This is a genomic window from Paenibacillus glucanolyticus NBRC 15330 (genome assembly GCF_004000885.1).
GTDB classification, from domain to species: domain Bacteria; phylum Bacillota; class Bacilli; order Paenibacillales; family Paenibacillaceae; genus Paenibacillus_AQ; species Paenibacillus_AQ glucanolyticus.
On the sequence record NZ_BIMC01000004.1, the window covers coordinates 326,386 to 348,097 of the forward strand.

At 49.0% G+C, this 21,712-nt stretch carries 25 protein-coding genes; 18 read left to right on the plus strand and 7 right to left on the minus strand.

Translation table 11 applies throughout. From position 1 onward, the window contains the following. The first annotated feature begins 60 nt into the window (after positions 1-60). The 18 genes from PGL02S_RS09625 (at position 61) to PGL02S_RS28115 (ending at position 15,391) form a co-directional block, all read left to right on the plus strand. The gene (locus tag PGL02S_RS09625) at positions 61-726 is read left to right on the plus strand and encodes a redox-sensing transcriptional repressor Rex (protein ID WP_006209520.1); all 666 of its coding nucleotides are present in this window, start codon (positions 61-63) and stop codon (positions 724-726) included. Further along, entirely contained in the window at positions 701-2,002 is a 1,302-nt protein-coding gene (locus tag PGL02S_RS09630) for an amidohydrolase (RefSeq protein WP_036636901.1), read from the plus strand. The genes PGL02S_RS09625 and PGL02S_RS09630 overlap by 26 nt, the downstream gene beginning before the upstream one ends. A 30-nt stretch (positions 2,003-2,032) precedes the next feature. Next, entirely contained in the window at positions 2,033-2,551 is a 519-nt protein-coding gene (locus PGL02S_RS09635) for a cell wall elongation regulator TseB-like domain-containing protein (protein ID WP_006209522.1), read from the plus strand. 266 nt (positions 2,552-2,817) lie between these two features. Further along, a complete protein-coding gene (locus PGL02S_RS09640) occupies positions 2,818-3,351 on the plus strand; it encodes a hypothetical protein (RefSeq protein WP_006209523.1) in 534 nt (177 codons plus the stop codon). Then, the gene (locus tag PGL02S_RS09645) at positions 3,344-4,846 is read left to right on the plus strand and encodes an AAA family ATPase (protein ID WP_006209525.1); all 1,503 of its coding nucleotides are present in this window, start codon (positions 3,344-3,346) and stop codon (positions 4,844-4,846) included. Before PGL02S_RS09640 ends, PGL02S_RS09645 begins: the two co-directional genes overlap by 8 nt. Positions 4,847-4,979: 133 nt before the next feature. Then, positions 4,980-5,852 (plus strand): 3-hydroxyacyl-CoA dehydrogenase family protein, encoded by an 873-nt coding sequence (locus tag PGL02S_RS09650; RefSeq protein WP_006209527.1) that lies wholly within the window; start codon positions 4,980-4,982, stop codon positions 5,850-5,852. Then, entirely contained in the window at positions 5,849-7,057 is a 1,209-nt protein-coding gene (locus PGL02S_RS09655; protein ID WP_036636903.1) for an acetate/propionate family kinase, read from the plus strand. Before PGL02S_RS09650 ends, PGL02S_RS09655 begins: the two co-directional genes overlap by 4 nt. Before the next feature lie 30 nt (positions 7,058-7,087). Then, the gene (gene asnS / locus PGL02S_RS09660; protein WP_036636905.1) at positions 7,088-8,383 is read left to right on the plus strand and encodes an asparagine--tRNA ligase; all 1,296 of its coding nucleotides are present in this window, start codon (positions 7,088-7,090) and stop codon (positions 8,381-8,383) included. Between the two features lie 18 nt (positions 8,384-8,401). Then, positions 8,402-9,148, plus strand: a complete 747-nt coding sequence (locus tag PGL02S_RS09665; protein WP_036636907.1) for a DnaD domain-containing protein — start codon at positions 8,402-8,404, stop codon at positions 9,146-9,148. A 178-nt stretch (positions 9,149-9,326) separates the two neighbouring features. Further along, positions 9,327-10,016, plus strand: a complete 690-nt coding sequence (locus PGL02S_RS09670) for an HAD family hydrolase (RefSeq protein WP_036636909.1) — start codon at positions 9,327-9,329, stop codon at positions 10,014-10,016. A gap of 34 nt (positions 10,017-10,050) precedes the next feature. Continuing rightward, positions 10,051-10,269 (plus strand): HAD hydrolase-like protein, encoded by a 219-nt coding sequence (locus tag PGL02S_RS09675; RefSeq protein WP_076152917.1) that lies wholly within the window; start codon positions 10,051-10,053, stop codon positions 10,267-10,269. A 263-nt stretch (positions 10,270-10,532) separates the two neighbouring features. Further along, positions 10,533-10,802, plus strand: coding sequence for a CD3324 family protein (locus tag PGL02S_RS09680; RefSeq protein ID WP_006209534.1), 270 nt, complete (start codon positions 10,533-10,535; stop codon positions 10,800-10,802). A 146-nt stretch (positions 10,803-10,948) separates the two neighbouring features. Beyond that, positions 10,949-11,959 (plus strand): phosphotransferase enzyme family protein, encoded by a 1,011-nt coding sequence (locus tag PGL02S_RS09685; protein WP_036636911.1) that lies wholly within the window; start codon positions 10,949-10,951, stop codon positions 11,957-11,959. A 325-nt stretch (positions 11,960-12,284) separates the two neighbouring features. After that, the gene (locus PGL02S_RS09690) at positions 12,285-12,896 is read left to right on the plus strand and encodes an RNA polymerase sigma factor (RefSeq protein ID WP_006209537.1); all 612 of its coding nucleotides are present in this window, start codon (positions 12,285-12,287) and stop codon (positions 12,894-12,896) included. Beyond that, a complete protein-coding gene (locus PGL02S_RS09695; protein WP_036636913.1) occupies positions 12,893-13,351 on the plus strand; it encodes a hypothetical protein in 459 nt (152 codons plus the stop codon). Before PGL02S_RS09690 ends, PGL02S_RS09695 begins: the two co-directional genes overlap by 4 nt. Positions 13,352-13,375: 24 nt before the next feature. Next, on the plus strand, positions 13,376-14,476 hold the full coding sequence (locus tag PGL02S_RS09700; protein WP_036636915.1) for a hypothetical protein: 1,101 nt from the start codon (positions 13,376-13,378) through the stop codon (positions 14,474-14,476). Continuing rightward, positions 14,457-15,158, plus strand: a complete 702-nt coding sequence (locus PGL02S_RS09705) for a hypothetical protein (protein WP_006209540.1) — start codon at positions 14,457-14,459, stop codon at positions 15,156-15,158. Before PGL02S_RS09700 ends, PGL02S_RS09705 begins: the two co-directional genes overlap by 20 nt. A gap of 92 nt (positions 15,159-15,250) precedes the next feature. Then, positions 15,251-15,391, plus strand: a complete 141-nt coding sequence (locus PGL02S_RS28115; RefSeq protein WP_164481448.1) for a hypothetical protein — start codon at positions 15,251-15,253, stop codon at positions 15,389-15,391. A 47-nt stretch (positions 15,392-15,438) separates the two neighbouring features. Here PGL02S_RS28115 and PGL02S_RS09710 read toward each other — a convergent pair whose 3' ends face one another. The 7 genes from PGL02S_RS09710 to proB all read right to left on the minus strand — a co-directional run bounded on the left by PGL02S_RS09710 (position 15,439) and on the right by proB (position 21,702). Beyond that, entirely contained in the window at positions 15,439-15,732 is a 294-nt protein-coding gene (locus tag PGL02S_RS09710; protein WP_036636917.1) for an SdpI family protein, read from the minus strand. 127 nt (positions 15,733-15,859) lie between these two features. After that, complete coding sequence (locus tag PGL02S_RS09715) at positions 15,860-16,516, minus strand: methylthioribulose 1-phosphate dehydratase (RefSeq protein ID WP_036636919.1); 657 nt, start codon at positions 16,514-16,516, stop codon at positions 15,860-15,862. Then, positions 16,517-17,197 carry a 2-hydroxy-3-keto-5-methylthiopentenyl-1-phosphate phosphatase gene (locus tag PGL02S_RS09720; RefSeq protein ID WP_036636921.1) on the minus strand — a complete coding sequence of 227 codons (681 nt, stop codon included), beginning with the start codon at positions 17,195-17,197 and terminating at the stop codon, positions 16,517-16,519. Beyond that, complete coding sequence (locus PGL02S_RS09725) at positions 17,194-18,408, minus strand: 2,3-diketo-5-methylthiopentyl-1-phosphate enolase (protein ID WP_006209545.1); 1,215 nt, start codon at positions 18,406-18,408, stop codon at positions 17,194-17,196. The genes PGL02S_RS09720 and PGL02S_RS09725 overlap by 4 nt, the downstream gene beginning before the upstream one ends. Beyond that, complete coding sequence (gene proC, locus PGL02S_RS09730) at positions 18,405-19,274, minus strand: pyrroline-5-carboxylate reductase (RefSeq protein ID WP_006209546.1); 870 nt, start codon at positions 19,272-19,274, stop codon at positions 18,405-18,407. Before proC ends, PGL02S_RS09725 begins: the two co-directional genes overlap by 4 nt. A gap of 34 nt (positions 19,275-19,308) precedes the next feature. Continuing rightward, on the minus strand, positions 19,309-20,556 hold the full coding sequence (locus tag PGL02S_RS09735; RefSeq protein WP_036636923.1) for a glutamate-5-semialdehyde dehydrogenase: 1,248 nt from the start codon (positions 20,554-20,556) through the stop codon (positions 19,309-19,311). A 42-nt stretch (positions 20,557-20,598) separates the two neighbouring features. Further along, positions 20,599-21,702, minus strand: coding sequence for a glutamate 5-kinase (gene proB / locus PGL02S_RS09740; protein ID WP_036636925.1), 1,104 nt, complete (start codon positions 21,700-21,702; stop codon positions 20,599-20,601). Positions 21,703-21,712 lie beyond the last annotated feature (10 nt).

Sequence of the window (21,712 nt, forward strand, 5' to 3'; positions counted from 1 at the left end):
CTAAACGAAGAATGAAAATGCAAGAGATGTAGTTATTAACCTTTACTAGGGGGAGCATGCATGAAATCGGAAAAAATTTCGGAAGCCGTGGTCCGCAGATTACCTGTATATTTGCGCTATTTGAATGAGCTTCAGAAGCGGGAGGTCTCAACTGTTTCATCCCAGGAGCTGGGGCAGAAACTGGATCTGAATCCTGCTCAAATTCGTAAGGACCTGGCGTATTTCGGTGATTTTGGACGGAAAGGGATCGGATATGATGTTTCCTATTTGATTGAGAAGATTCGCCAGATTCTGAAGCTGGACCAGAAGATTAATGTAGCATTGGTTGGAGCCGGTAATCTTGGACATGCATTATCCAATTACAATGCATTCCTGAAGGATAATATGAAGATTGTGGCTATTTTCGATTCATATTCCCCCAAAGTTGGTATGAAAATCAACAACTTGACGGTTCAGCCGATGGAAGAGCTTGAGAAAACCGTACATGAATACGGCATTCGTATCGGGATTATTACCGTTCCGGATTTTGAGGCGCAAAACGTAGCTAATCAGCTTATTGCAGCAGGCATCGAAGCGATTCTGAATTTTGCGCCAACCATCCTGAAAGCTCCACCTCATATCCGTATTCATACGGCCGATTTTACAACCGATTTGCAGAGCTTGGCTTATTATTTGGACAACGGTAAGGAGGAAGCTTCACATGACGACAACGAAGTGGATGGTTAAGAACGGTACTTTTGCTGTGCTTGAGGATGGAAGATCCGTTCTTCGTGGATACATGGTTGTTGAGAATGACCGCATTACCTATCTTGGTGAGGAACAGCCGCCGGTAGAGGAAGGAACCGAGATTATCGACGGCACACATCTGTTGTTCCTGCCTGGTTTGGTAAATACCCATGGACATGCTGCCATGTCACTGCTCCGCGGTTATGGAGACGATTTGGCGCTGCAAGTATGGCTGCAGGAAAAAATGTGGCCGATGGAAGCCAAATTCACGGCCGATGATGTTTACTGGGGAGCCTCTCTTTCCGTGCTGGAGATGATCAAGGGCGGAACCACAACTTTTGTGGATATGTATGATCACATGGACCAGGTTGCTAAAGTGGTAGAGGATTCAGGAATGCGCGGTGTCCTGACCCGTGGCGTTATCGGATTATGTCCGCCTGAGGTTCAGCAGCAAAAACTGGATGAGGCGGTTGCATTTGCGAAGGACTGGCACGGCAAAGCCGATGGCAGAATCACAACGATGCTCTCGCCGCATGCACCGTATACGTGTCCACCGGATCTAATTGAAAAATTCGTCCAAGCATCCCATGATTTGAATCTGCCGCTGCATACACATATGTCGGAAACGGACACGGAAGTGGCCCAGAATGTGAATGACTACGGACTCCGTCCCGTTGCGCATCTGGAGAAGCTGGGCATGTTCTCTCGTCCTACACTTCTGGCGCACGCCGTCCATTTGACTGATGAAGAGATCGAGATTTTGGCTAAATATCAAGTCGCGGTCTCTCATAATCCAGGCAGTAATCTGAAGCTTGCCAGTGGTATAGCGCGCGTGCCTGCACTCCTGAAAGCCGGCGTTACCGTGTCCCTGGGTACCGACGGACCAGCGAGCAATAACAATCTGGATATGTTTGAAGAGATGCGTCTGGCTGCATTGATCCATAAAGGGGTAAGCGGTGATCCTACGGCCATTCCAGCAGCCGAAGCACTGCGGATGGGTACGGAGTATGGAGCCAAATCGGCTTTCATTGAAGATATAGGCACACTTGCCGTCGGCATGAAGGCGGATATGATCGCGTTGAATACAGATCAGGCGCACTTCCTTCCTCGAACCGATTATGTGTCCCATGCGATCTATTCAGCCAGTGCAAAGGATGTAGAGCATGTATGGGTTGACGGCAAGCAGGTAGTGAAAAATGGCGCCAGCCTTACCCTCGACGAGGAACGTATTCGCCGGGAAGCCCAGTCTGCATTTGAGCGTCTTACAACCCTCTAGGGAATAATCAAGGGGAGCGAGGAAGACGGATTGAAGAAAAAAACGAAGTGGATATTGCTAAGTGTATCCGGAGTGCTGCTCTTGCTGCTAGGTCTGCAACTCTACTATTCGCATGTCATGAAGGACACTTGGAATGAAGAGAGAATGGCAATCAACGCTTCCAAACAGCATGGCGGTTTGGTTTCGACAGGAAAGACCTATAAATCGGTGTGGGGCGAGGACAACAATTACTGGGTTGTCAGCGGCAAGGATAAAGACAATCAGGACCGAATGGTCTGGGTGAAATTCACCGATGATAATGTACCGGTTGACGGTGCCGATGCGGTGCAGTCTGTCTTATTGAGTTCCGGAATGTCAGAAGCACAGATACTGGATCAGATTCACAATGATTTGCCAGGAGCAACCATTAAGAGATTGCTGCCGGGTATGTATGAAAATGAGTTTGTATGGCAGCTCCAGTACGAAAGCAATGGTCAGCGGGGCTATCGATTCTATCGTTTCCAAGATGGAAATCCGATCGGCAATGACATTATTCTTCCAAATCAATAGTAGAAAAATAAAGAGAGACATCCCTATCAATTTCGGGATGCCTCTTTTTTTCACATCAATTGACAACGTTTACAATTAATAAAATGGAAAAACTGTTCTAAATATTTTCACAGATACGCATGAAAAAGTATATAAAATGTGATATACTCATATTTGTACAAATTAAGCATACAAACTACATGCATCGTATTATATCGTTGTTACATGTCATTATATACAAAGAAAATGATAGACAAAAACTATATAAGATTTTAAGGAGGAACTTCATGAAACTACGCATTGTACCTATCGTGCTGACTGTCGTGATCTCAGCATCGGTCCTCTTTGGTGGATGGTTTCTGTATCGGCAGATGGCACAGCATAACCCGCTAGCAAATGTTGTTTCGCAGTATGATGGTGTGAAGAGTTCTCATATAGATATTAAACAGGATACGGTTACTTTGAAACTTGATCTGGCTCCGGAAACGAATTTGCAGGGGCTTGTGCAGCATATAAAGCAAGAAGGCAAATCTGTAATTGGGCAGCGTGAGCTGAAAATCCAGGTGGAGGAGCATTCCTCGGAAGCGCTGGACCAATGGTGGGAGCAGGCGATGTTATCCGTTGCAGAAGCGATGGACAACAAGCAGTACACCGATATCCAATCTTCGCTTGAGCAATTGGCTGGCGAGTCCACAAACTTAAAAGCGAAAGCAACCATTGATGACACCAATGTTTATGTCAGCTTGTCGGATGGGAAGTCTGGTAAATTTATTATCTTGCCGCGTCAACCGGGTAAAATGGGGGTTTGGAACCATGCCTAAACTGGCTAAAGAGATCATGCTGGGTTTTATCCCGGTTTTGTTGGTATTCCTCGTGTTTGTAGGCGTCAACGTTGTGCCTCTGTTTATTGCTGCGGCACTCGTGGGTACGCTGCTGTTTATTGCAAAGATGAAGGGCGGCATCGCGGTGGGGGCTGGTAATGAACGCAAGCGAAAGAAGAGCGGACCGGCCAAACTGACGTTCGAAGAAATCGGCGGGCAGGATAATGCCAAGCAAGAACTCCGCGAGGCTCTGGATTTTCTCATTCGTCATGAAGATATCAAGAAATTTGGCATTCGTCCGTTGAAGGGCATTCTTCTTACCGGGCCTCCGGGAACAGGGAAGACCCTGATGGCCAAAGCCGCTGCCCATTATACGGATTCTATCTTTGTTGCTGCATCCGGCAGTGAGTTTGTTGAAATGTATGTCGGGGTTGGTGCCGGTCGTGTCCGGGATCTGTTTAAGGATGCCAGAAGCCGCGCTGCAAAAGAAAACAAACAAAATGCGATCATTTTCATAGATGAGATTGATGTGATTGGCGGCAAGCGTGAAGGCGGCCAGCAGCGTGAATATGACCAGACACTGAATCAACTGTTAACTGAAATGGACGGCATTTATTCTCAGGATACTCCGCGTATACTGGTTATAGCTGCTACGAACCGCAAAGAAATGCTGGATAGTGCACTGCTGCGTCCAGGACGATTTGACCGCCATATTCAGGTGGATCTGCCCGATAAGAAGGGGCGTACACATATCTTGAATCTCCATGCGGGTAACAAGCCGCTGCATGAGGATGTCGACTTGGACAAAATCGCGGAGGAAGCCTATGGCTTTTCCGGCGCACAGCTGGAGAGTGTCATGAATGAAGCTGCAATCTATACGATGCGTGAGAATGAGCAGTTTATCCATCAGCGCCATTTATCCATGGCGATTGACAAAGTGATGATGGGTGAACGCTCGGACCGAGAATCGAATTTCGAAGAGAAGAAGCGCGTTGCCATCCATGAATTGGGACATGCTATTATGGCAGAGCTTGTGCGTCCCGGCAGTGTCAAGCAAGTAGCATTGAGTCCGCGTGGTAAAGCACTTGGTTATGTTAGGCATAATCCGCAACAGGAACAATACCTGTATACCAAGGCGTTCCTGGAAGAGCAGATTATGATAGCGCTTGGCGGTGCTGCCGCCGAGGAGATTTATTACGGGGGCCGAAGCACGGGCTCCAGCAATGACTTTGAGCAATCGCTTAACATCGTAGAGACGATGATGAAGTCAGGACTGACGGCGCTCGGCATCATCAATATGAATATGGTAACTACGGAAGAGTTAATGAAAGAGAATAATATGATTCTGGAAGAGTTAATGAACCGAACGAAAAGCCTCTTGGAACAGAATCGGCCAATATTCGACAATTCTCTTGACATCCTGTTGAAGGAAGAAATCCTCTCGGGAGAACAATTTCGTTGTCAATTTCGTGAAAACGCGCTTTTACCAGCATAAATTGTTATGCTGGTTATTTTTTTTTACTTTTTTATCGTGCTAAGATATTATTATACTTTGTGCTCTAAACTGTATTTTTCGACAAATGGGGTACAATAAAGTATAGAGATAAGGAAAGGGTGGAGTAGAAACCATGTACTTCAAAAAAATCGGCGTTGTAGGCGGCGGGACTATGGGGCAGGGCATTGCGGAGATGCTGGCTGCAAAGGGTCTTGACGTACTGCTCGTAGAGAAAACTCCAGAGAAACTGGACTATTCATACCGAATGATTGAGACCAGTCTAGATAAACAGCTGGAGAAGTGGGGAATTACCCAAGCAGAGAAGAAACTGATACTGAACCGGATTCAAAAAGTAACTCATTTTGCCGAGCTTAGCACCTGCGATATGGTGATTGAGACCATTATAGAGGACTTGGAAGCGAAAAAAGAAGTGTTTACACAGCTGGATCAAGTATGTCCCAGCCATGTGATATTAGCAAGTAATACATCCACGCTTAGTTTGACGGAGCTCGCCAGCTCTACCAAATATCCTGAGCGTGTTATTGGCATGCACTTCATACATCCTGTTTCCAAGGTAGATCTGGTTGAAATTATCCGCGGTCTGAAAACTTCCGATCATACGTTCACGGAAACGAAACGCTTTGTCGAGGAAGTTTCCGATAAAAAAGGCATCATGGTTTATGAATCCCCAGGCTTCGTTACAACACGCATGATCACGCTCCTCATCAATGAAGCAATGCATCTGCTTCAAGAAGGCGTGGCTTCGGCAGAAGATATCGACGATGCGATGAGAATCGGTTATAACTTCCAGCACGGGCCGCTGGAGATGGCAGACCGCTTTGGTCTCGATTCCATTCTTGCGGCGCTGGAGCGGATGTTCCGCGAGTATGGCGAGCTGAAATACCGTCCATCGATTGTCTTGAAGAAAATGGTTCGCGCAGGACAACTGGGCGTCAAAACCGGAGAAGGCTTTTTCAAGTACGACAAGGATGGTGACCGGGTATGAATATTCTCGTAATTAACGCAGGCAGCTCTTCACTGAAGTATCAATTGTACAACATGACAGATGAATCCGTACTGGCCAAAGGGCTGGTTGAGCGGATCGGTATGGATTCCTCCATTTTGACCCATAAGCCGACCGGAAAACAGGACGTAACCGAGGTTAGCGAAATTCTGGAGCATACAACGGCCATCCGCAAGGTGCTTGGCATGCTGACGAATGAAGAACATGGAGTTATTGACTCCATCGAGAACATTCAGGCTGTCGGTCACCGCGTGGTCCATGGCGGTGAATCTTTCAAAGCGTCCGCGCTTGTAGATAGTGATGCAAAAGCCGAGATTCGCCGTTTGTTTGACTTGGCTCCGCTTCATAATCCGGCGTCTATGATGGGAATTAAGGCTGCGGAAACGAATATGCCGGGCGTGCCGCAGGTGGTTGTATTTGATACGGCATTCCACCAAACCATGCCGGAAAAATCGTATCTATACGCTATTCCAAGAGTTCTTTATAATAAATACAAAGTACGTCGTTACGGTGCGCACGGAACGTCCCATGCTTATGTCAGCCAGGCAGCAGCAGAGTTCCTGGACCGCCCGCTCGAGGATCTGAAGATCATTACCTGTCATATCGGCAACGGCGCTTCCCTGACAGCTGTTCAAGGCGGGAAATCTATCGATACCTCCATGGGCATGACCCCGCTGGAAGGTCTGATGATGGGTACCCGCAGCGGTGATTTGGACCCTGCCATCGTTCCGTTTGTCATGAACAAGGAAGAATTGACGGTCAATGAAGTAAACTCGATGCTGAACAAACACAGCGGACTGCTGGCGATTTCCGGAATCAGCAGCGATATGCGCGAGATCACGGAAGGCATGGAGAAGGGCGATCCGAATTCGACATTGGCTTTTGATATGTATGAATATCGTGTTCGTAAATACATCGGCTCTTATGCTGCGGCAATGAACGGTGTGGACGTTATCGTGTTTACGGCGGGAGTCGGTGAGAATTCGATCGTTCTTCGTCAAAGAGTGCTTGAGCAGCTTACCTATCTCGGAGTAGAATTGGATGAGGAGCTGAACAGCATTCGTTCCGGCGAGCCGCGTCGTATTTCAACGGCGAATTCCAAGGTAGAGGTTCTCGTAGTTCCTACCAACGAGGAATTGGTTATTGCTCGGGATACGCATCGTATCGTACAAGCTTCTAACCGTTAAATAGTAGTGATATAAGGGAGAGATTTAAGCATGGCCACCAAAAGTGTGATTCGTAACGTCAACCAGCATGTCGGTGAGACCGTCACGATCGGCGCCTGGATTAACAACAAGCGTTCCAGCGGGAAGATTCAGTTCCTGCAGCTTCGCGATGGATCGGGATATATCCAGGGTGTTGTTGTGAAGAGCGAAGTATCCGAGCAGGTATGGGATGACGCGAAAAGCCTGACACAAGAGAGCTCTTTGTATGTGACGGGTGTGATACGTGAAGAGCCGCGCAGTCAGTCGGGTTACGAGATGACGGTTACCGGCATTGAAATTATTCATCTTACGGAAAACTATCCGATTACCCCTAAAGAGCATGGTGTCGATTATTTGATGGACCATCGTCATCTGTGGCTTCGCACACAGAAACAACGGGCAATTATGGTGATCCGCGCCGAAATCATCCGTGCGGTTCAAGCATATTTTGACACGAACGGATTTACCCTTGTGGATCCTCCGATTTTGACACCAACTTCGGCGGAGGGGACAACAAACCTGTTCCATACGAAGTATTTTGAAGAGGATGCTTATTTGACGCAAAGCGGACAGCTGTACATGGAGGCCGCTGCTATGGCACTCGGTAAGGTATACTCCTTCGGTCCTACGTTCCGTGCCGAGAAATCCAAAACCCGTCGTCACCTGATCGAGTTCTGGATGATTGAGCCTGAGATGGCCTTCACAGACCATGAGGAGAGCCTTCAGGTACAAGAGCAGTTCATTAGTTATGTGGTGCAATCCGTAGTCAAGAACTGCCGTCAGGAGCTTGAGGCGATCGGTCGCGACATTTCCAAGCTTGAGGCGATACATGCACCATTCCCTCGAATTACGTACGACGAGGCAATTGAATTCCTGCATACGCAAGGTTTCGATATTCCTTGGGGTGAGGACTTCGGAGCACCACACGAAACGGCTATCGCGGAGAAATATGATAAGCCGGTCTTTATAACACACTATCCGGCAGGGATCAAAGCATTCTACATGAAGCCGGATCCGAATCGTCCTGAAGTGGTGCTGTGTGCGGATATGATCGCACCGGAAGGCTATGGCGAGATTATCGGCGGCTCGCAGCGGATAGACGATCAACAGCTGCTTGAAGAGCGCTTCAAGGAGCATGAGCTGTCGATGGAAACGTATCAATGGTACATGGATCTGCGTAAATACGGTACAGTCCCTCATTCCGGTTTTGGCTTAGGTCTGGAGCGCACCGTTGCCTGGATTTGCGGTTTGGATCATGTACGTGAGACAATTCCGTTCCCACGGACCTTGTACCGGTTGTATCCGTAAGCTGTGAGAGGTGAGTCTATGGACCACGGCAACGCTGGCACAGGCGTGAAAGGGTGGACAGCGGGCGCAGCTGCCGGCATGAGCCAAGGGATGACCCTTATCCCTTACGCGTTGCTTCGGTATTATCGTTCCATCGGTTTAAGCGACCGTGAAGCAATGCTGCTCATACATCTGATCGGATATCAGCAGGTGGAGTTCAAGACGTTTCCTTCGCTGGAGGAGCTTTCGGACGTAACGGGAGCTCCGGCTTCTTTCATCGCCACAAGCCTGCAGCGCTTGATGAAGGAAGGGCTGCTCGGCATTGATGAGTATGTGGACGAGACACAGGGGATTCATTATGAGCGCTACAATCTGAATGGATTGTATGAGAGGCTCGCTTCTTGCCTGGCTGAAGAGGGCAAGGAGATGAGCGCTGATGGAACCACTTTTGCGTCCCCGCTATTAAATGCCCGTCCGGTTTCGGGCAAAGGAACGGACTCGGAGAAGTCAACGCCTGAGAAGGAAGAACGAAATTTGTTCTCGATATTCGAAAAAGAGTTCGGCCGTCCCTTATCGCCCATGGAGCTGGAGACCATCTCCGGTTGGGTCGATGCGGACCGATATCCGGACGAGTTGATATTGTTAGCTCTGAAGGAAGCGGTATTTGCGGGCAAGCTTCATTTCCGCTATATCGACCGTATCTTGCTCGAATGGAGCCGCAATCGTGTACGCACCGCGCAGGATGCCAAAGCTTATACGCAGAAATTCAGGAATATTGGAAGATAGATGAAGCACGTCCATATGGACGTGCTTTTTTTGTTATCCGCTATTTGATTGGATTGATGGCTGTTTTTTTATATAGTTGAAAATGGGATGTGCAGACAGGAGCTATCAGAAGCAGGAGAATATTCCTGCATCAGCGAATTCATCTATTTACTGCAACCGGATGTGAGGAGAGAGAGACATGAAATATAAAGCGATTATTTTTGATCTGGATAACACGCTGCTGGATTACAATCAGAGCGAGCAGACGTGTATGCAGCAAGCGCTTGAACATTACCGACTGCATGAGGATCTGACTTGGGATGAGTTCTGGAGTGTCTTTGGTCCGATTAACTTCCAATACTGGATGAACCGCACCCGGAATAATCACGACATCAGACAGGTGCTGGAGCATTCGTTCACGGACACCTTTCTGGGTTTGAAGCGGGATTTCAATCAGTTCAGGGAGATCTCGGAAACATACTGGGGATTCTTTTGCGGTTCTGATCATAAGGAGCCTAACGCCGATTTGATTCTGGAGCATCTGCATGGAAAATTTGCGCTTGGAGTGATTTCCAATGGCATAGGTGAAGCACAGCGCCAGCGTCTTACGACAGGGGGCTTGTTTCATTATTTTGACTCCTTTATCATCTCGGACGAGGTGAAGTGCTGGAAGCCGGATCCGTTGATTTTTGAGATGGCCTTGAGGGAATTGGCGTTAAGTCCGAGTGAGGTATTGTACATAGGGGATTCACTCACGGATGATTATGAAGGAGCTGTGCGTGCCGGCATTGATTTTTGCTATTATAATCGTCGAGGCAAAGTTTTGCATGATCATCATCGTCCTTCTTATATCATCAGTGATCTTCTGCAGATCAAGGATTTGACTTGAGCTTGACGGAACCCGATCCGACAGAACCGAGGTTATCCAGTACGTTCTGGATACATGCCATATCCAAACCTCGGACGCCGTGATGATTGGAGACCGGAAGCATGATCTGATTGGTGCCTTTAACTGCGGGGTACACAGTATGGCTGTTGGTTATGGATATGGATCAGAGGACAAGCTGACGGCATGTCAGCCAACCCATTATGTCAAAACGGTGAAAGAGCTGATGCAATCTTTTACACGTATAGTGGTTTGAACAACTTCATTTCGATTTCGGCGTATGATCGGTTATAATGGTCATAACCAGTCGGAATGTCATTATTTTGAAGGGAGGGGCATGATTATGAAGGGAAGATTGCAGATGAGCTCTATGCAAAGTCTATTTGATGAACAACGGCGGTTGTTTGCATGGAGCGATAAGAAAGTTGCCGCCTGATTACCTCGTGTAGAGAGGCCGTTTATCTAATGGACTTTGCATCCTTAAAACCTTTATTTTAATTTTAAGGAGCAGAGCTTACCATGAAATATATAAACGCGGATATTATACTTCCAGAAGAATTGCTAAAGGAAGTTCAGAAATATGTACAGGGCGGGATGGTGTACATCCCGAAACCTGAAGGATTGCGCAAGAAATGGGGAGAAAATTCCGGCAGCCGGGTATATCTGAAAACGAGAAACCTGGAAATCCGGCAAAAGTTTGCTTCGGGTACCACGATCGATGAGCTTTCTTCTCAATTTTGTCTATCCTGCGATTCGATCAAAAAAATCGTATATACCAAAAACAAGTAATGACAAGTCACATTGGACTCGATTCTGATGTGGCTTTTTGCTATGCCAATAAAAATCTTTTCAATCCATTTGTTATATAGGCTTGGCAGGACTGCGCCAGTATAATAAGTCAGGAACGTTGTAACGAATCAAGGAGAGGTGAGACCGTGGATGATTTTTTTCAATTTGAAAACGAAGAGCAGCGGGGTAGACTGCTTGCAAGAGCTGAGAAGGTTGCCATGTCTGCACTTCAGTCCTATAACTTGCAATGGGTTGGCATTAGATTTATCGGCCTATCGGATACCATTACATATCAAATCCGGACTAACTTGGAAGAAACATATTTGTTGCGGATTCATTCAGACCGATGGAGCAGGAATGAAATCGAATCGGAACTTCAATTTCTGGATGTCCTTATTGCAACAGGAATCACAGTACCGACAGGTGTAGTCGCTTCCAATGGGTTAAGAGTGATGAAGATCGACACGGACCGAGGATTCCGATCTCCCTATGTCACTATCATGAGGTGGATGGATGGTGAGCATGTCATCGATAAACTTACAGAGGTTCAAGCTTTTCAGGTTGGGGCCATGATTGCGGGACTACACGAAGCAGCCATCGGTTTTGATTGGCCTTCTGCTTTTACTAGGCCCACATGGGGGATAGACAGCTATAGAACAGCTGTTGCCAAGCTGGAGCGATACTCAGAAACCTTTATGTCAGAAGTTTCTTGGGCACTGTATCAGCGTGCCGCTGAGAAGGTTTTATCAGAGCTTAACGCTATGACCGCTCATGATGGAAGTTATGGTCTCATTCATGCCGATTTACATTTGGGGAATATCGTGTTTGCAGGACAGTGTCCACAACCGATTGATTTTGGCAGATGTGGCTTCGGTTATTTTCTTTATGATCTGGCGGCGGTTATGCTGTCACTAGTTCCGAAGCAGCGATATAAGGTGATTGAAGGTTATAAGAGCGTGCGGAAGCTGGAGTCAGATTTCATTCGGACTTTGGAATGTTTTTTCATTATGATTATGATGGAGAATTATAGCCATCACGCCTCCAATCCAAGGGAGACGGATGGCTTGAAGGGTGAGCAGATCTATGCTTTAGCCTATATTCATGCTTTTTTGAACGGGAGTTCATTTTTGCTGAATGTGGTTCAGCCGGTGGACTAATCAATCAATGTCCAGTTGATCCCATCATGATAGAGGCGTATGATAAAATCATAGCGTGGCCTTTATGATGGGTGGCGTGTTTACCCGTTCACAGGGAATGATCCCCGTAACGGTCATGCACGTTGTTATGAACGTTTTATTTTGTGCTTAGCGGCATGATCCTGTAACTTGAAGTTGTACATTCTGGTTGCGGTCTATATCATCAATTCTAAAAAAGGGCGTCGATGGGCGTTCTTTTTTGTTTGGAGAATTTGGGAAGACTAAGCGGACCAGCTTGAGCCATTTGGACTTCGTTTTTTGATGATATAAATATTTTTTTGAAAAAGTGCAGGGGCAGCCGCCAAAGCTGACGTCTATTGTATTTGGGAAGGAGGGGAGAGCTATTGATGCGGAAACGTTAATCACGCGCATCCTGCAGGGTGAGCAAGAAGCCTTTCGGGAACTGGTGAACCATTACAGTCAGCACGTGTTCCATACGGCGTACTCGGTTTTGCGGGATGCCAAGGAAGCGGAGGATGCGTCGCAGGAAGTGTTTATTCAAGTATATAAAGCTCTCCCCCAGTACCGATCTGAAGGGTTTAAAACCTGGATTACGCGCATCACGCTAAATAAAGCGATTGATATGAAGAGGAAGCTTTCCCGTAAACCACCGGAGCAGCTGCCCGGTGAACATGATGAAGTGCTGGATAAACTCCCTTCCCGGGACGAAGATGTGGTCTCTCTGCTCATACATAAGGAGCGAAGAGAAGAGCTTCGAGAGAAGATCGAACAACTGCCGGACAATCACCGAGAAATTATAACGGCCTTTTATTTGGATGAGAAAAATTATGAACAGATTGCGACCGAGCTGAACGTTACGGTGAAGACCGTGGAGTCGAAGCTGTACCGGGCCAGACAATGGATTCGGAAATCCTGGAAGGAGGAGGAATGGAAATGAACGTTAAGGACAACGGGCTTAAACAGCTAACTGAACGCTATATTCGAGGGGAAGGTTCACTTGAAGAACGAACGTATTATGAAGAGCTCATGTTAACGGATGACAGTGTGCTGGAGTTATATATGCAATTGCTGGCAGAGCTTGATTCGGAACTCCCCAATCTGGCAGATCCTGAAGGGTTTGCGGATCAGGTGGTAGCTCATGAACACGTTAAGCCATACATTCGCAAAGAACCGTCGCAGATTCAGGAACGTCCCAAGCGCTGGTACGAACGCGCCATCGTTCACTATACCTTCGCCGCGTCCATTACCATGCTGTTCCTCTTTACCGGAGCATTCGACCGTCTTCTTCCCGGCGAGATCAGCGGTGAAGTTCCCTTATCGAACACTCCTTCTTACAGCGAGCAATTGATGAATAAAACAACGGGCTGGCTGGACCAGCTATTGTCCAGATAAGAAAATACGAAAGGAAGATGCCTAGTGCAACCGCAACGAAATAAAGGGTTCGCCTTCATATTAAATATCCTTCCGGGCCTCGGTCACTATTATTGGGGGAGGAAGGGACGCGCCCTGCTGTATCCACTATTATTCTTCGGAAGTTTGTTTGGAGGATTTCTGCTCGGCATCATGTCGCACTCCGATTCGGTATTGATCCTGGGGATTCTCGGGGCGTTAATGATCTGGGGGATCAGCATGCTTGATCTGCTGGTCGCCTTAATCAGGTACACACCCGTCACGATTATCCATGACGAGTACGGCAGACCCATGGAAATTCGTCAGGATAAGAGCGACGAGTCGGAACGCTTCTACACGATTTTATTATCCTTCATTCCGGGCCTGGGACATTTTCAACTGGGCTTGATGCAGCGCGGACTGTCGTTTTTAATCGCATTTTTCGGTCTTGGGACGATCCTCCTGTTTCTGACAGGACTGACCCATGAATCCGTATTCCTGCTGTTTTTGGGGATGCTGCCCATTATATGGCTCTACTGCATGTTTGATGTTGTACAGCTCGTTCACCGCAAACAGGCCGGGGAGCTGCTGGAGGACCGTACGCTATTTGACGAACTGGAGAGCGGCCGGGAGAGCGGGCGCCGCAGCAAGGTGTTTGCCACCCTGTTATCCGCGCTCCCTGGAGCCGGGCAAATGTATCTGGGTCTGCAAAAACGCGGGCTTCAGCTCATGGTTCTGTTTCTGGGCAGCATTTATGTATTGGATGTGCTGAAGCTGTCCGTGTTCCTGTTTCTGATTCCGCTGATTTGGTTCTATGCGTTCTTTGACGGCCTGCAGCAAGTAAGCCGGTATGGCAGGGAACCGCTGCGGGATCGGCCGATCATCTCGGGGCTTGGACATCAACAGCGCTGGCTCGGGCTTGGACTGCTGATTCTGGGGATTTATTTTGTGTTTAACAGCTTTGTTATGCCGTATCTTGCGACGTATGTGGATTCCCGCTTCCGCGACTTGATGAAGACGGTAATCGTAGCGGTTCTCCTGATAGGGGGCGGAATCAAGCTGATGACAGGTTCGAAAAAAGGACCTGTGAGAGGAGAGCGTTCCTATTATGAATCCGACAACGAATAATATATCTATTCACGATTTGGCTGCCCCTCCATCGAAGTTTGCCCGGCAGTGGAGAGTCGGCACACTCTCCATGGGACTTTCCCTGCTTATACTCGGCTTGCTTGTCTTGTCATCAGCCTGGAAGGGTGTAGAGGTGTACAGTTCCGCTGTTAGATGGTGGCCCATCGTATTTGTCCTGTTAGGCACGGAAATCGTCGTGTATACGTTAATCTTTCGTAAGCAGGATACGGTTAGATACGATATGTTCAGCATTCTCCTTATTGGTTTTCTAACCTTCTGCTGCATTGGTATGGCAGCTTTGAGTGCAACTGGGTTGATGGAGCAGATTCGGCGTGAAACGATGGCTATACAGCAAACGATTCCGATACCGGACCAGAAGGTGGCCATACCGGACGGGGTTAAGAAAGTCATTGTTCAGGGCAGTTACAATCACAACATCAGGCAGGATGTTTCCAGTGCGGATGAGATGCTCATCTTTGGCAGTCTGCGGACGGAAGATTCTGAAATTTGGAGCCAAGCCGAGCTGCCTGCACTCATTCAAATCAAACAATCGGGTAATATTCTGTATGTTCAGCTGAACGATCCACCCCGTTATGCATTCAGGGGATCGTCTTCGTGGTTCGATGTGACGGTGTCCGTGCCGGCTTCGGTCAAAGTGGTCGTGAGGGACCGAAGCAGCTAGGGCAAAGCACATTACATAGACGGTGCATACAAGTCAATATGATGCTGGATAGCAGATCTAATATAATTGAAAAAGGCGTGGAGGGAGATATCGTGGCTAAGAATTTGTATTATCTGTTGTATATTGCTTTGTTTGTTGTAACCTGTTTGTTTATCGCGAATACGTATTCAACGCCTGAGCAGGTACCTATACCTGCCCTCTCTTTAACGGAGCATGATCAGAATCGGCTATAATCCATATAAGGACATAAAGTAAAACATCTAAAACGATCTGGATCGTTTTAGATGTTTTTTAGTTTTCGTTCAACCAGAATATAGATCAAGATAAAGACGATGAAAGTTGCGATACCGGTGGTTAAGAAATGGCCTGTAAGCCTGGCGATCAGCAGAAGGATGACACCGAACACCATCAGCAGCAGGCTGACGTAGGCATTGGCTGCTTTGAAGTTCCGTTCATTTTTAAGCGATGATGTGGTTTTATAAGCGTAAAAACTCTTGGAACTTTTAGGTGGAAGAAGAAAGAGGACCAACCCGTACAGAATAAACACAATGCCAATAGATAAGCTTTCAAGCACCTCTACACGCTCCTCGGAAAAAATAGCGCCGGATGCACCCTGCAAACAGGTCGAGACAGGGTGCAAGCCACATGTCAAAGCGGCTGATCCCGGCTTGTTGAAGTTCTAATGGTGTTACTTGGTTGATTTATTTAGTACTGGCAGCATTGAGAAGAAGACGCCGATACGAGTATTCGAATATAAACTCGAACGCCTCCAGATGTTTTTTCGCCTCGAAGGCATTTTTTCCCCAAGCATAAATGCCGTGGTTGCGCAGCAAAATGCCGGGTACCGCAGGGTCAAGCGTATCTGGAACCAATTCGGCAATCCGCGGGATGTCGGCATAGTTCGGAAGGACAGGAATGCGAATCGCTGCATCTTCATCCCAGATGTTAAAGGCTTTGATCAGCTCGATTCCTTGAGCAGGTACATAACCTTGTTCACCATACCAGTCACTGATTAGATTGTTATCGATGGTGTGCACATGGAAAATGGCACCGCAGCCGGTCTTGCGATAAATCTCGCAGTGGATCAAGGTCTCCGCGCTAGGTTTTAAACCCGTTGCCTCACTTGGCGCACCGTCCTGATCCACGAATAAATAATCCTCTGGCGTATGTACGGACTTGTCCTTTCCGCTGGCGGTTACTGCAAAATAAAATTGTTCTGGCGAAAACTCGCCAACGCGTACCGAAAGATTACCGCTGGTGCCGGGGAACCAGTTTCTTGCAGCAAACAGCGCCTTGATTTCTTTAAGATCATGCAGCGCCGCCTGTTTCTGTTCAAGCGGGATATCTGAAAATGCCATTTACAGCACCTCCTGTTTAAACTTGTTTCTCATGTCATCCTGGATATCGGTAAATGTCTCAAACGGCACATGATGCACACCCAGCTTCCTGCACTGCTCGGTGAGCGTGGAACGGGAATAGACAAGATCGGCCTGCTTCGCGCCTTCGAAATCGGTAAGGCTGTCACCGATCAGGATCCGGTAATACTGATCAGCAGGGAATCGTTCCATTACGGTTACCTTGCACATGCCGCAGTCGTTGCGGCAAAATCCCTTGCAAGGATGGGGCCAGGTAATTTCAATGCGATCCCCTTCGAAATTCGAACCGTTGCAGAATATATGGTCGGCAGGGATGCCAAAAGGCTTCAGCAGCGGATCCACAAAGAAATCGATCCCCCCGCTGGTAACAAAAAACTCGATTTGTTCGGCTTCCAAATAGTCAAGGAATGCTCCGAATCCTTCGCGAATGCCTGCATGCTGAAGGACGAAATCCGTGATTTCGTCTCTCATGGAGGAAGGGAAGAGGGCGAACATGCGGCCCACGCCTTCCCGAATGGAGATGGAACGGTCAAGTGTATCCTGCATGATAGCTTCATAACCTTCCGGCTTGAAATGCTTCATAATGGCTACAATGTTGTCGTTATTTGTAATGGTTCCGTCAAAGTCGCAAAAAATAATCGGCTGTTTCTCTCCTGATGTCATACTTCTCCTCCCCAGATGTCCAGTGCGGCTTTCAGTTCCTCGTGTTCTTCGGCATAGTGGGCGAGCGGCACGGATTTCATCGTTGCCTCAATGGCTTGTACAAAGGCTTTGCCGCCCGCTTCGGTTCCCATCGGATGGCCGTGGATCCCGCCGCCAGCGTTGACAACCACATCGGTGCCGAAGTCCCGGATGATGCGCGGAACAAGTCCCGGATGAATTCCGGCAGACGGTACGGGCATGCTGCGCTTCACACGGAGTTTGGCACTATGCAGTTCGTCGCGGATGGCCAGATTCTCTTCTCTTGGCATCGTTACGGATCCGTAAGGAGAAGGGAAGAGCACCAGATCTGCACCCGCTATCCGCATCAGCTGACCCAGCAGTACCGGAGCCGCTATCCCGTAGTAAGGAGACGGGTAAATCGCACCGGCAAGGGCAGGATGCGCCGCGATGGGGACCGTGATATCCGGATCGCTGCTTAGCTCGTGCAGAACATCATATCCGTACGACAGCACATTGAAGAGCAGGGCATTTGCGCCGGCATCGATGGCGCGTAGTGCTTGCTCCCGCAGCTTCGAGGTTCGGCCTGTCAAATTGGCTGCGTACAGCAGTTTTTTACCTGTCTGCTGTTCGATATCAGCAGCGGCCTGAATGCACATGCGTACGCGTTGTTCGATCGGGGTCAGATCGTTCTCAAACAGGATTTCATCATCCTTGATCAGATCTACGCCCCCGAGTGCCTGACGGATGAATTGGGCTCTAAGCTCGTCCGCATTCAGCCCGATAACCGACTTGAAAATGCTCATCAGCAGCGGACGGTCGTGAACACCGAGAATATCGCGGATTCCGTCGATGCCGAACTTCGGTCCCGGAAATGCGCTAAGGAAGTCGGGAGACAAGTCCAGAGCGGTCAGCTTGATGCGCCCGTCCATGGAAATTTTGCCAAACACGGTCACGAGCAGGGCAGGAATATCGCGGCTAAAATTAATATCGGGATACGCAATGCTAACATCCGCATAGCGGCTGCCTGGCTCCCAGCCTTCGTTAACCTGAATATCGACGACTTCTCCCAGATGCTTCTGCATCGCTTCGCGCTTGGCCTGCGGCAGTTCGGTCCAGCTGCCAACCGTCATGCCAACGGCAATGGAAGTCGCTTTTTTACGAAAATCCGCCTGATCGTCGTAGATACGGTAAGTTGCGATGCATTGGCTCATGAGATTTGCTCCTTCAGCATGGCGCCCATTTCTTTGGAACGCTCGGCGCAGCGGTTTACAGCGGCAATGACGGTTTCAAAAAAGTCTCCTTGATCGAGTGTCTCCAAGGCGGCTTGCGTGGAACCGTTCGGTGATGTAATCTTCGCACGCAGCGATGACGGCTGCTCTCCGGTCTGTTGGACCATCCGGGCGGCGCCCAGGATCGTTTGCAGTGTCAATTCACGGCTCTGCTCCGGTGACAGGCCGCCTCGAATGCCGGCTGCCGTCATGGCTTCCATCATATAATAGAAATAAGCCGGACCACTACCGGAAATACCGGTCAGGATATCCATCTTCTCTTCTTCAATAACGGTCACATTCCCTACAGCCTCGAACAGGGTAAGCACGAGCTGTCGTTGTTCTTCGCTGATTTCCTTCGAGAACGCAATTCCTGTGGAACCGAGTCCGATGGAGGCGGAAGTATTCGGCATTGTTCTTGCAATGGGCTGTTGGTTTCCAAGCAATGTTTGCGTGGTGTAGATGGACAGCCCGGCAATCACGGAGATGATCAATTGATCACTGGAGAGCTTCGGACCAAGCTCTTTCAGCGCTTTAGCTGCATCCTTCGGTTTCATCGCCAGAACGATTACCGGGGACGTCTTGAGAATTTCGATTTTGGCGGCATCGTCATTGTTGATCTGGACACCGTAACGCTCGCTCAGTTCCTGAAGACGATGGGCGTTGCTTCGATTCAACATCGTAATATTCTCGGGAAGCACGACGGAACGGCTCACTAAGCCTCGTACAATCGCTTCTGCCATCGAGCCTGCGCCGTAAAAGGTAATTGCTTTATCTATTAAAGGGCGGTTCTGTGGGGATTGGCACATCGTTGTTTCCTCCTTCATGGATAAATTGAATGATTTATTCGCGTATTTGACCACTACCGATAATAACATATTTGGAGGAAGTAAGCGCGGGCAGTCCCATAGGTCCACGGGCATGCAGCTTCTGGGTGCTGATGCCGATCTCGGCGCCAAAGCCAAATTCAAAGCCATCGGTGAAGCGGGTCGATGCGTTATGATAAACAGCCGCTGCGTCGATTTCCTGCAAGAAACGACTGGCATGATCTTTATTCTCCGTAACGATGCATTCTGAATGCTTCGTACCATAATTTGAGATGTGCTCGATGGCCTCATTCAGATGGTCCACAATTTTGATGTTCAAAATATAGTCGTTATACTCCGTTGCATAGTCCTCGGACGAAGCCAAGGCTGCCCAAGGCGCAAAGGATAGTGTACGCTGGCATCCACGCAGTTCGACATTCCGTTCCCGAAACTCCTCCGCAAGGGCGGTCAGGTGCAGCTTGGCGTAATCGGCATGGACAAGCAAGGTTTCCATGGAATTGCAGACCGAAGGACGCTGCACCTTGGCATTGATACTAATCGCAGCAGCCATGTCCGGCTGTGCTGTGGCATCCAGGTAGGTATGGCAGATTCCGGCGCCGGTTTCGATGACCGGCACCGTGGCGTTCATGACAACGTTCTGGATCAGGGAGCTGCCGCCGCGCGGGATAATGACATCCAGCAGTCCGTTCAGCTTCAGCATTTCATCCACGGAGGAGCGGTTCGGATCTTCGATAAGCTGAAGAGCTTCCTTAGGCAGTGCCGTGCGCTCCATGGCTTCATGAAGCACCTCGATCATTTTGCGGTTGGAGGAAAGCGCAGACGAGCCGCCGCGCAGCACGACTGCATTGCCTGTCTTCAAGCATAGCCCGGCTGCATCCACCGTCACGTTCGGACGTGCTTCATATATAATGCCTATGACCCCGATCGGAACACGTTTCTTCACGATACTCAGCCCGTTCGGGCGGTCAATGCTTTCCAAGGTATCGCCGATCGGGTCCGGCAGCTCGACGATCTGGCGCAATCCTTCGGCAATCCCCTCAATGCGGGATTCATTCAGAGCCAAGCGGTCCAGCAGGGAGGCAGAGGTGCCGAGCTCCTTGCCGCGGCGAAGATCCTCCGCATTTGCTTCGATAATATCGGCCGTCTGCCGGATCAAAGCGTCTGCCATGATAAGCAGAGCTTGGTTTTTCTCCTCCGTGTTCAGCCTGCCGATACGGAGCGCGGCATTTTTGGCTAACTGGGCCTTGTTTCGTACCTCACTCATGATGATTCCTCCTTTTTGACATATATAGTGATGGTGAGCTGACTATTTTAGCGTGATCCATTCGTCGCGGTGAATGACCTCCAGGCGATGGACTTCGCCGATGATTCCGATCACTTGACTGCTCGGTAAACCGAGCACGGCCTGGAGCTGGTCCTCATCATAATTCACGATTCCCCTGCCGAGCCTCTCGTTGCCAATGTTCACAACCTCCACAACATCCCCGGCATGGAAACTGCCCTCGATCCGTTTCACGCCAACCGGTAGAAGGCTGTTGCCCCCGTGAATCAACGCTTTCTCCGCACCCGGATCGACTACGATCCGGCCTAGCGGCGAGGACATAAAGCCGAGCCACTGTTTTTTCATGGGAAGAGATGAGAGATGTGTGGCAAAATAGGTTCCCTTGCCAGTATGCTCCAATGCCTTCAGCAGATCGCCGGTTTCGTTAGCTTTGCCAATGAAGACGGGAACGCCGCCGCGGGTTGCGATTTTGGCCGCATCGATTTTGGAACGCATGCCGCCTGTGCCTACGCTGGAGCCTGCTCCACCAGCCATGCTGTAAATCTCCTCGGTAATTTCATGAATTTCCTCGTATTTGGTTGCATCCGGCGATTTACGGGGATCTGCCGTGTATAATCCGTCCGTATCGGTCAGAATGATAAGCTGCTGCGCCCGGACAAGATTGGCTACAAGTGCGGATAACGTATCGTTATCACCAAACTTCAGCTCGTCAATCGATACGGTATCGTTCTCGTTGATGATCGGAATGACGCCCTGCTTCAAAAGCTCGGTGATGGTCATGTTGGCATTATTCATGCGTTTACGGTTCGCGAAGTCCGTTCTGGTCAACAGAATTTGCGCAGCTTTCAGTTGATGAACGGCCAGCGCATTCTGATAAGCCCGCATCAGCAGCGCCTGACCCAGAGCGGCTGCTGCTTGCTTCTCGTGCAATTGCCGCGGCCTCGTTTCATAACCGATATCCCGGAACCCGGCAGCTACGGCTCCAGATGTGACGAGCAGAACTTCATGACCGGCACTTCGCAGCGCAGAGAGCTCGCCTGCAAAAAAAGCAATGGAGTCCAGGTTCAATCCGCCTTCATCTGTCGTAAGGGAACTGCTTCCGATTTTTACGACGATGCGAGAGAGCATCGTGATCACT

Coding starts and splice junctions, on each gene's coding strand:
- PGL02S_RS09695 (WP_036636913.1), top strand. CDS start 12,893: ATGAACGTTAAGGACAACGGGCTTAAACAGCTAACTGAACGCTATATT.
- PGL02S_RS09650 (WP_006209527.1), top strand. CDS start 4,980: ATGTACTTCAAAAAAATCGGCGTTGTAGGCGGCGGGACTATGGGGCAG.
- PGL02S_RS09655 (WP_036636903.1), top strand. CDS start 5,849: ATGAATATTCTCGTAATTAACGCAGGCAGCTCTTCACTGAAGTATCAA.
- asnS (WP_036636905.1), top strand. CDS start 7,088: ATGGCCACCAAAAGTGTGATTCGTAACGTCAACCAGCATGTCGGTGAG.
- PGL02S_RS09715 (WP_036636919.1), bottom strand. CDS start 16,516: ATGGCATTTTCAGATATCCCGCTTGAACAGAAACAGGCGGCGCTGCAT.
- PGL02S_RS09670 (WP_036636909.1), top strand. CDS start 9,327: ATGAAATATAAAGCGATTATTTTTGATCTGGATAACACGCTGCTGGAT.
- proB (WP_036636925.1), bottom strand. CDS start 21,702: ATGCTCTCTCGCATCGTCGTAAAAATCGGAAGCAGTTCCCTTACGACA.
- PGL02S_RS09720 (WP_036636921.1), bottom strand. CDS start 17,197: ATGACATCAGGAGAGAAACAGCCGATTATTTTTTGCGACTTTGACGGA.
- PGL02S_RS09725 (WP_006209545.1), bottom strand. CDS start 18,408: ATGAGCCAATGCATCGCAACTTACCGTATCTACGACGATCAGGCGGAT.
- PGL02S_RS09625 (WP_006209520.1), top strand. CDS start 61: ATGAAATCGGAAAAAATTTCGGAAGCCGTGGTCCGCAGATTACCTGTA.
- PGL02S_RS09680 (WP_006209534.1), top strand. CDS start 10,533: ATGAAATATATAAACGCGGATATTATACTTCCAGAAGAATTGCTAAAG.
- proC (WP_006209546.1), bottom strand. CDS start 19,274: ATGTGCCAATCCCCACAGAACCGCCCTTTAATAGATAAAGCAATTACC.
- PGL02S_RS09665 (WP_036636907.1), top strand. CDS start 8,402: ATGGACCACGGCAACGCTGGCACAGGCGTGAAAGGGTGGACAGCGGGC.
- PGL02S_RS09630 (WP_036636901.1), top strand. CDS start 701: ATGACGACAACGAAGTGGATGGTTAAGAACGGTACTTTTGCTGTGCTT.
- PGL02S_RS09705 (WP_006209540.1), top strand. CDS start 14,457: ATGAATCCGACAACGAATAATATATCTATTCACGATTTGGCTGCCCCT.
- PGL02S_RS09735 (WP_036636923.1), bottom strand. CDS start 20,556: ATGAGTGAGGTACGAAACAAGGCCCAGTTAGCCAAAAATGCCGCGCTC.
- PGL02S_RS09640 (WP_006209523.1), top strand. CDS start 2,818: ATGAAACTACGCATTGTACCTATCGTGCTGACTGTCGTGATCTCAGCA.
- PGL02S_RS09645 (WP_006209525.1), top strand. CDS start 3,344: ATGCCTAAACTGGCTAAAGAGATCATGCTGGGTTTTATCCCGGTTTTG.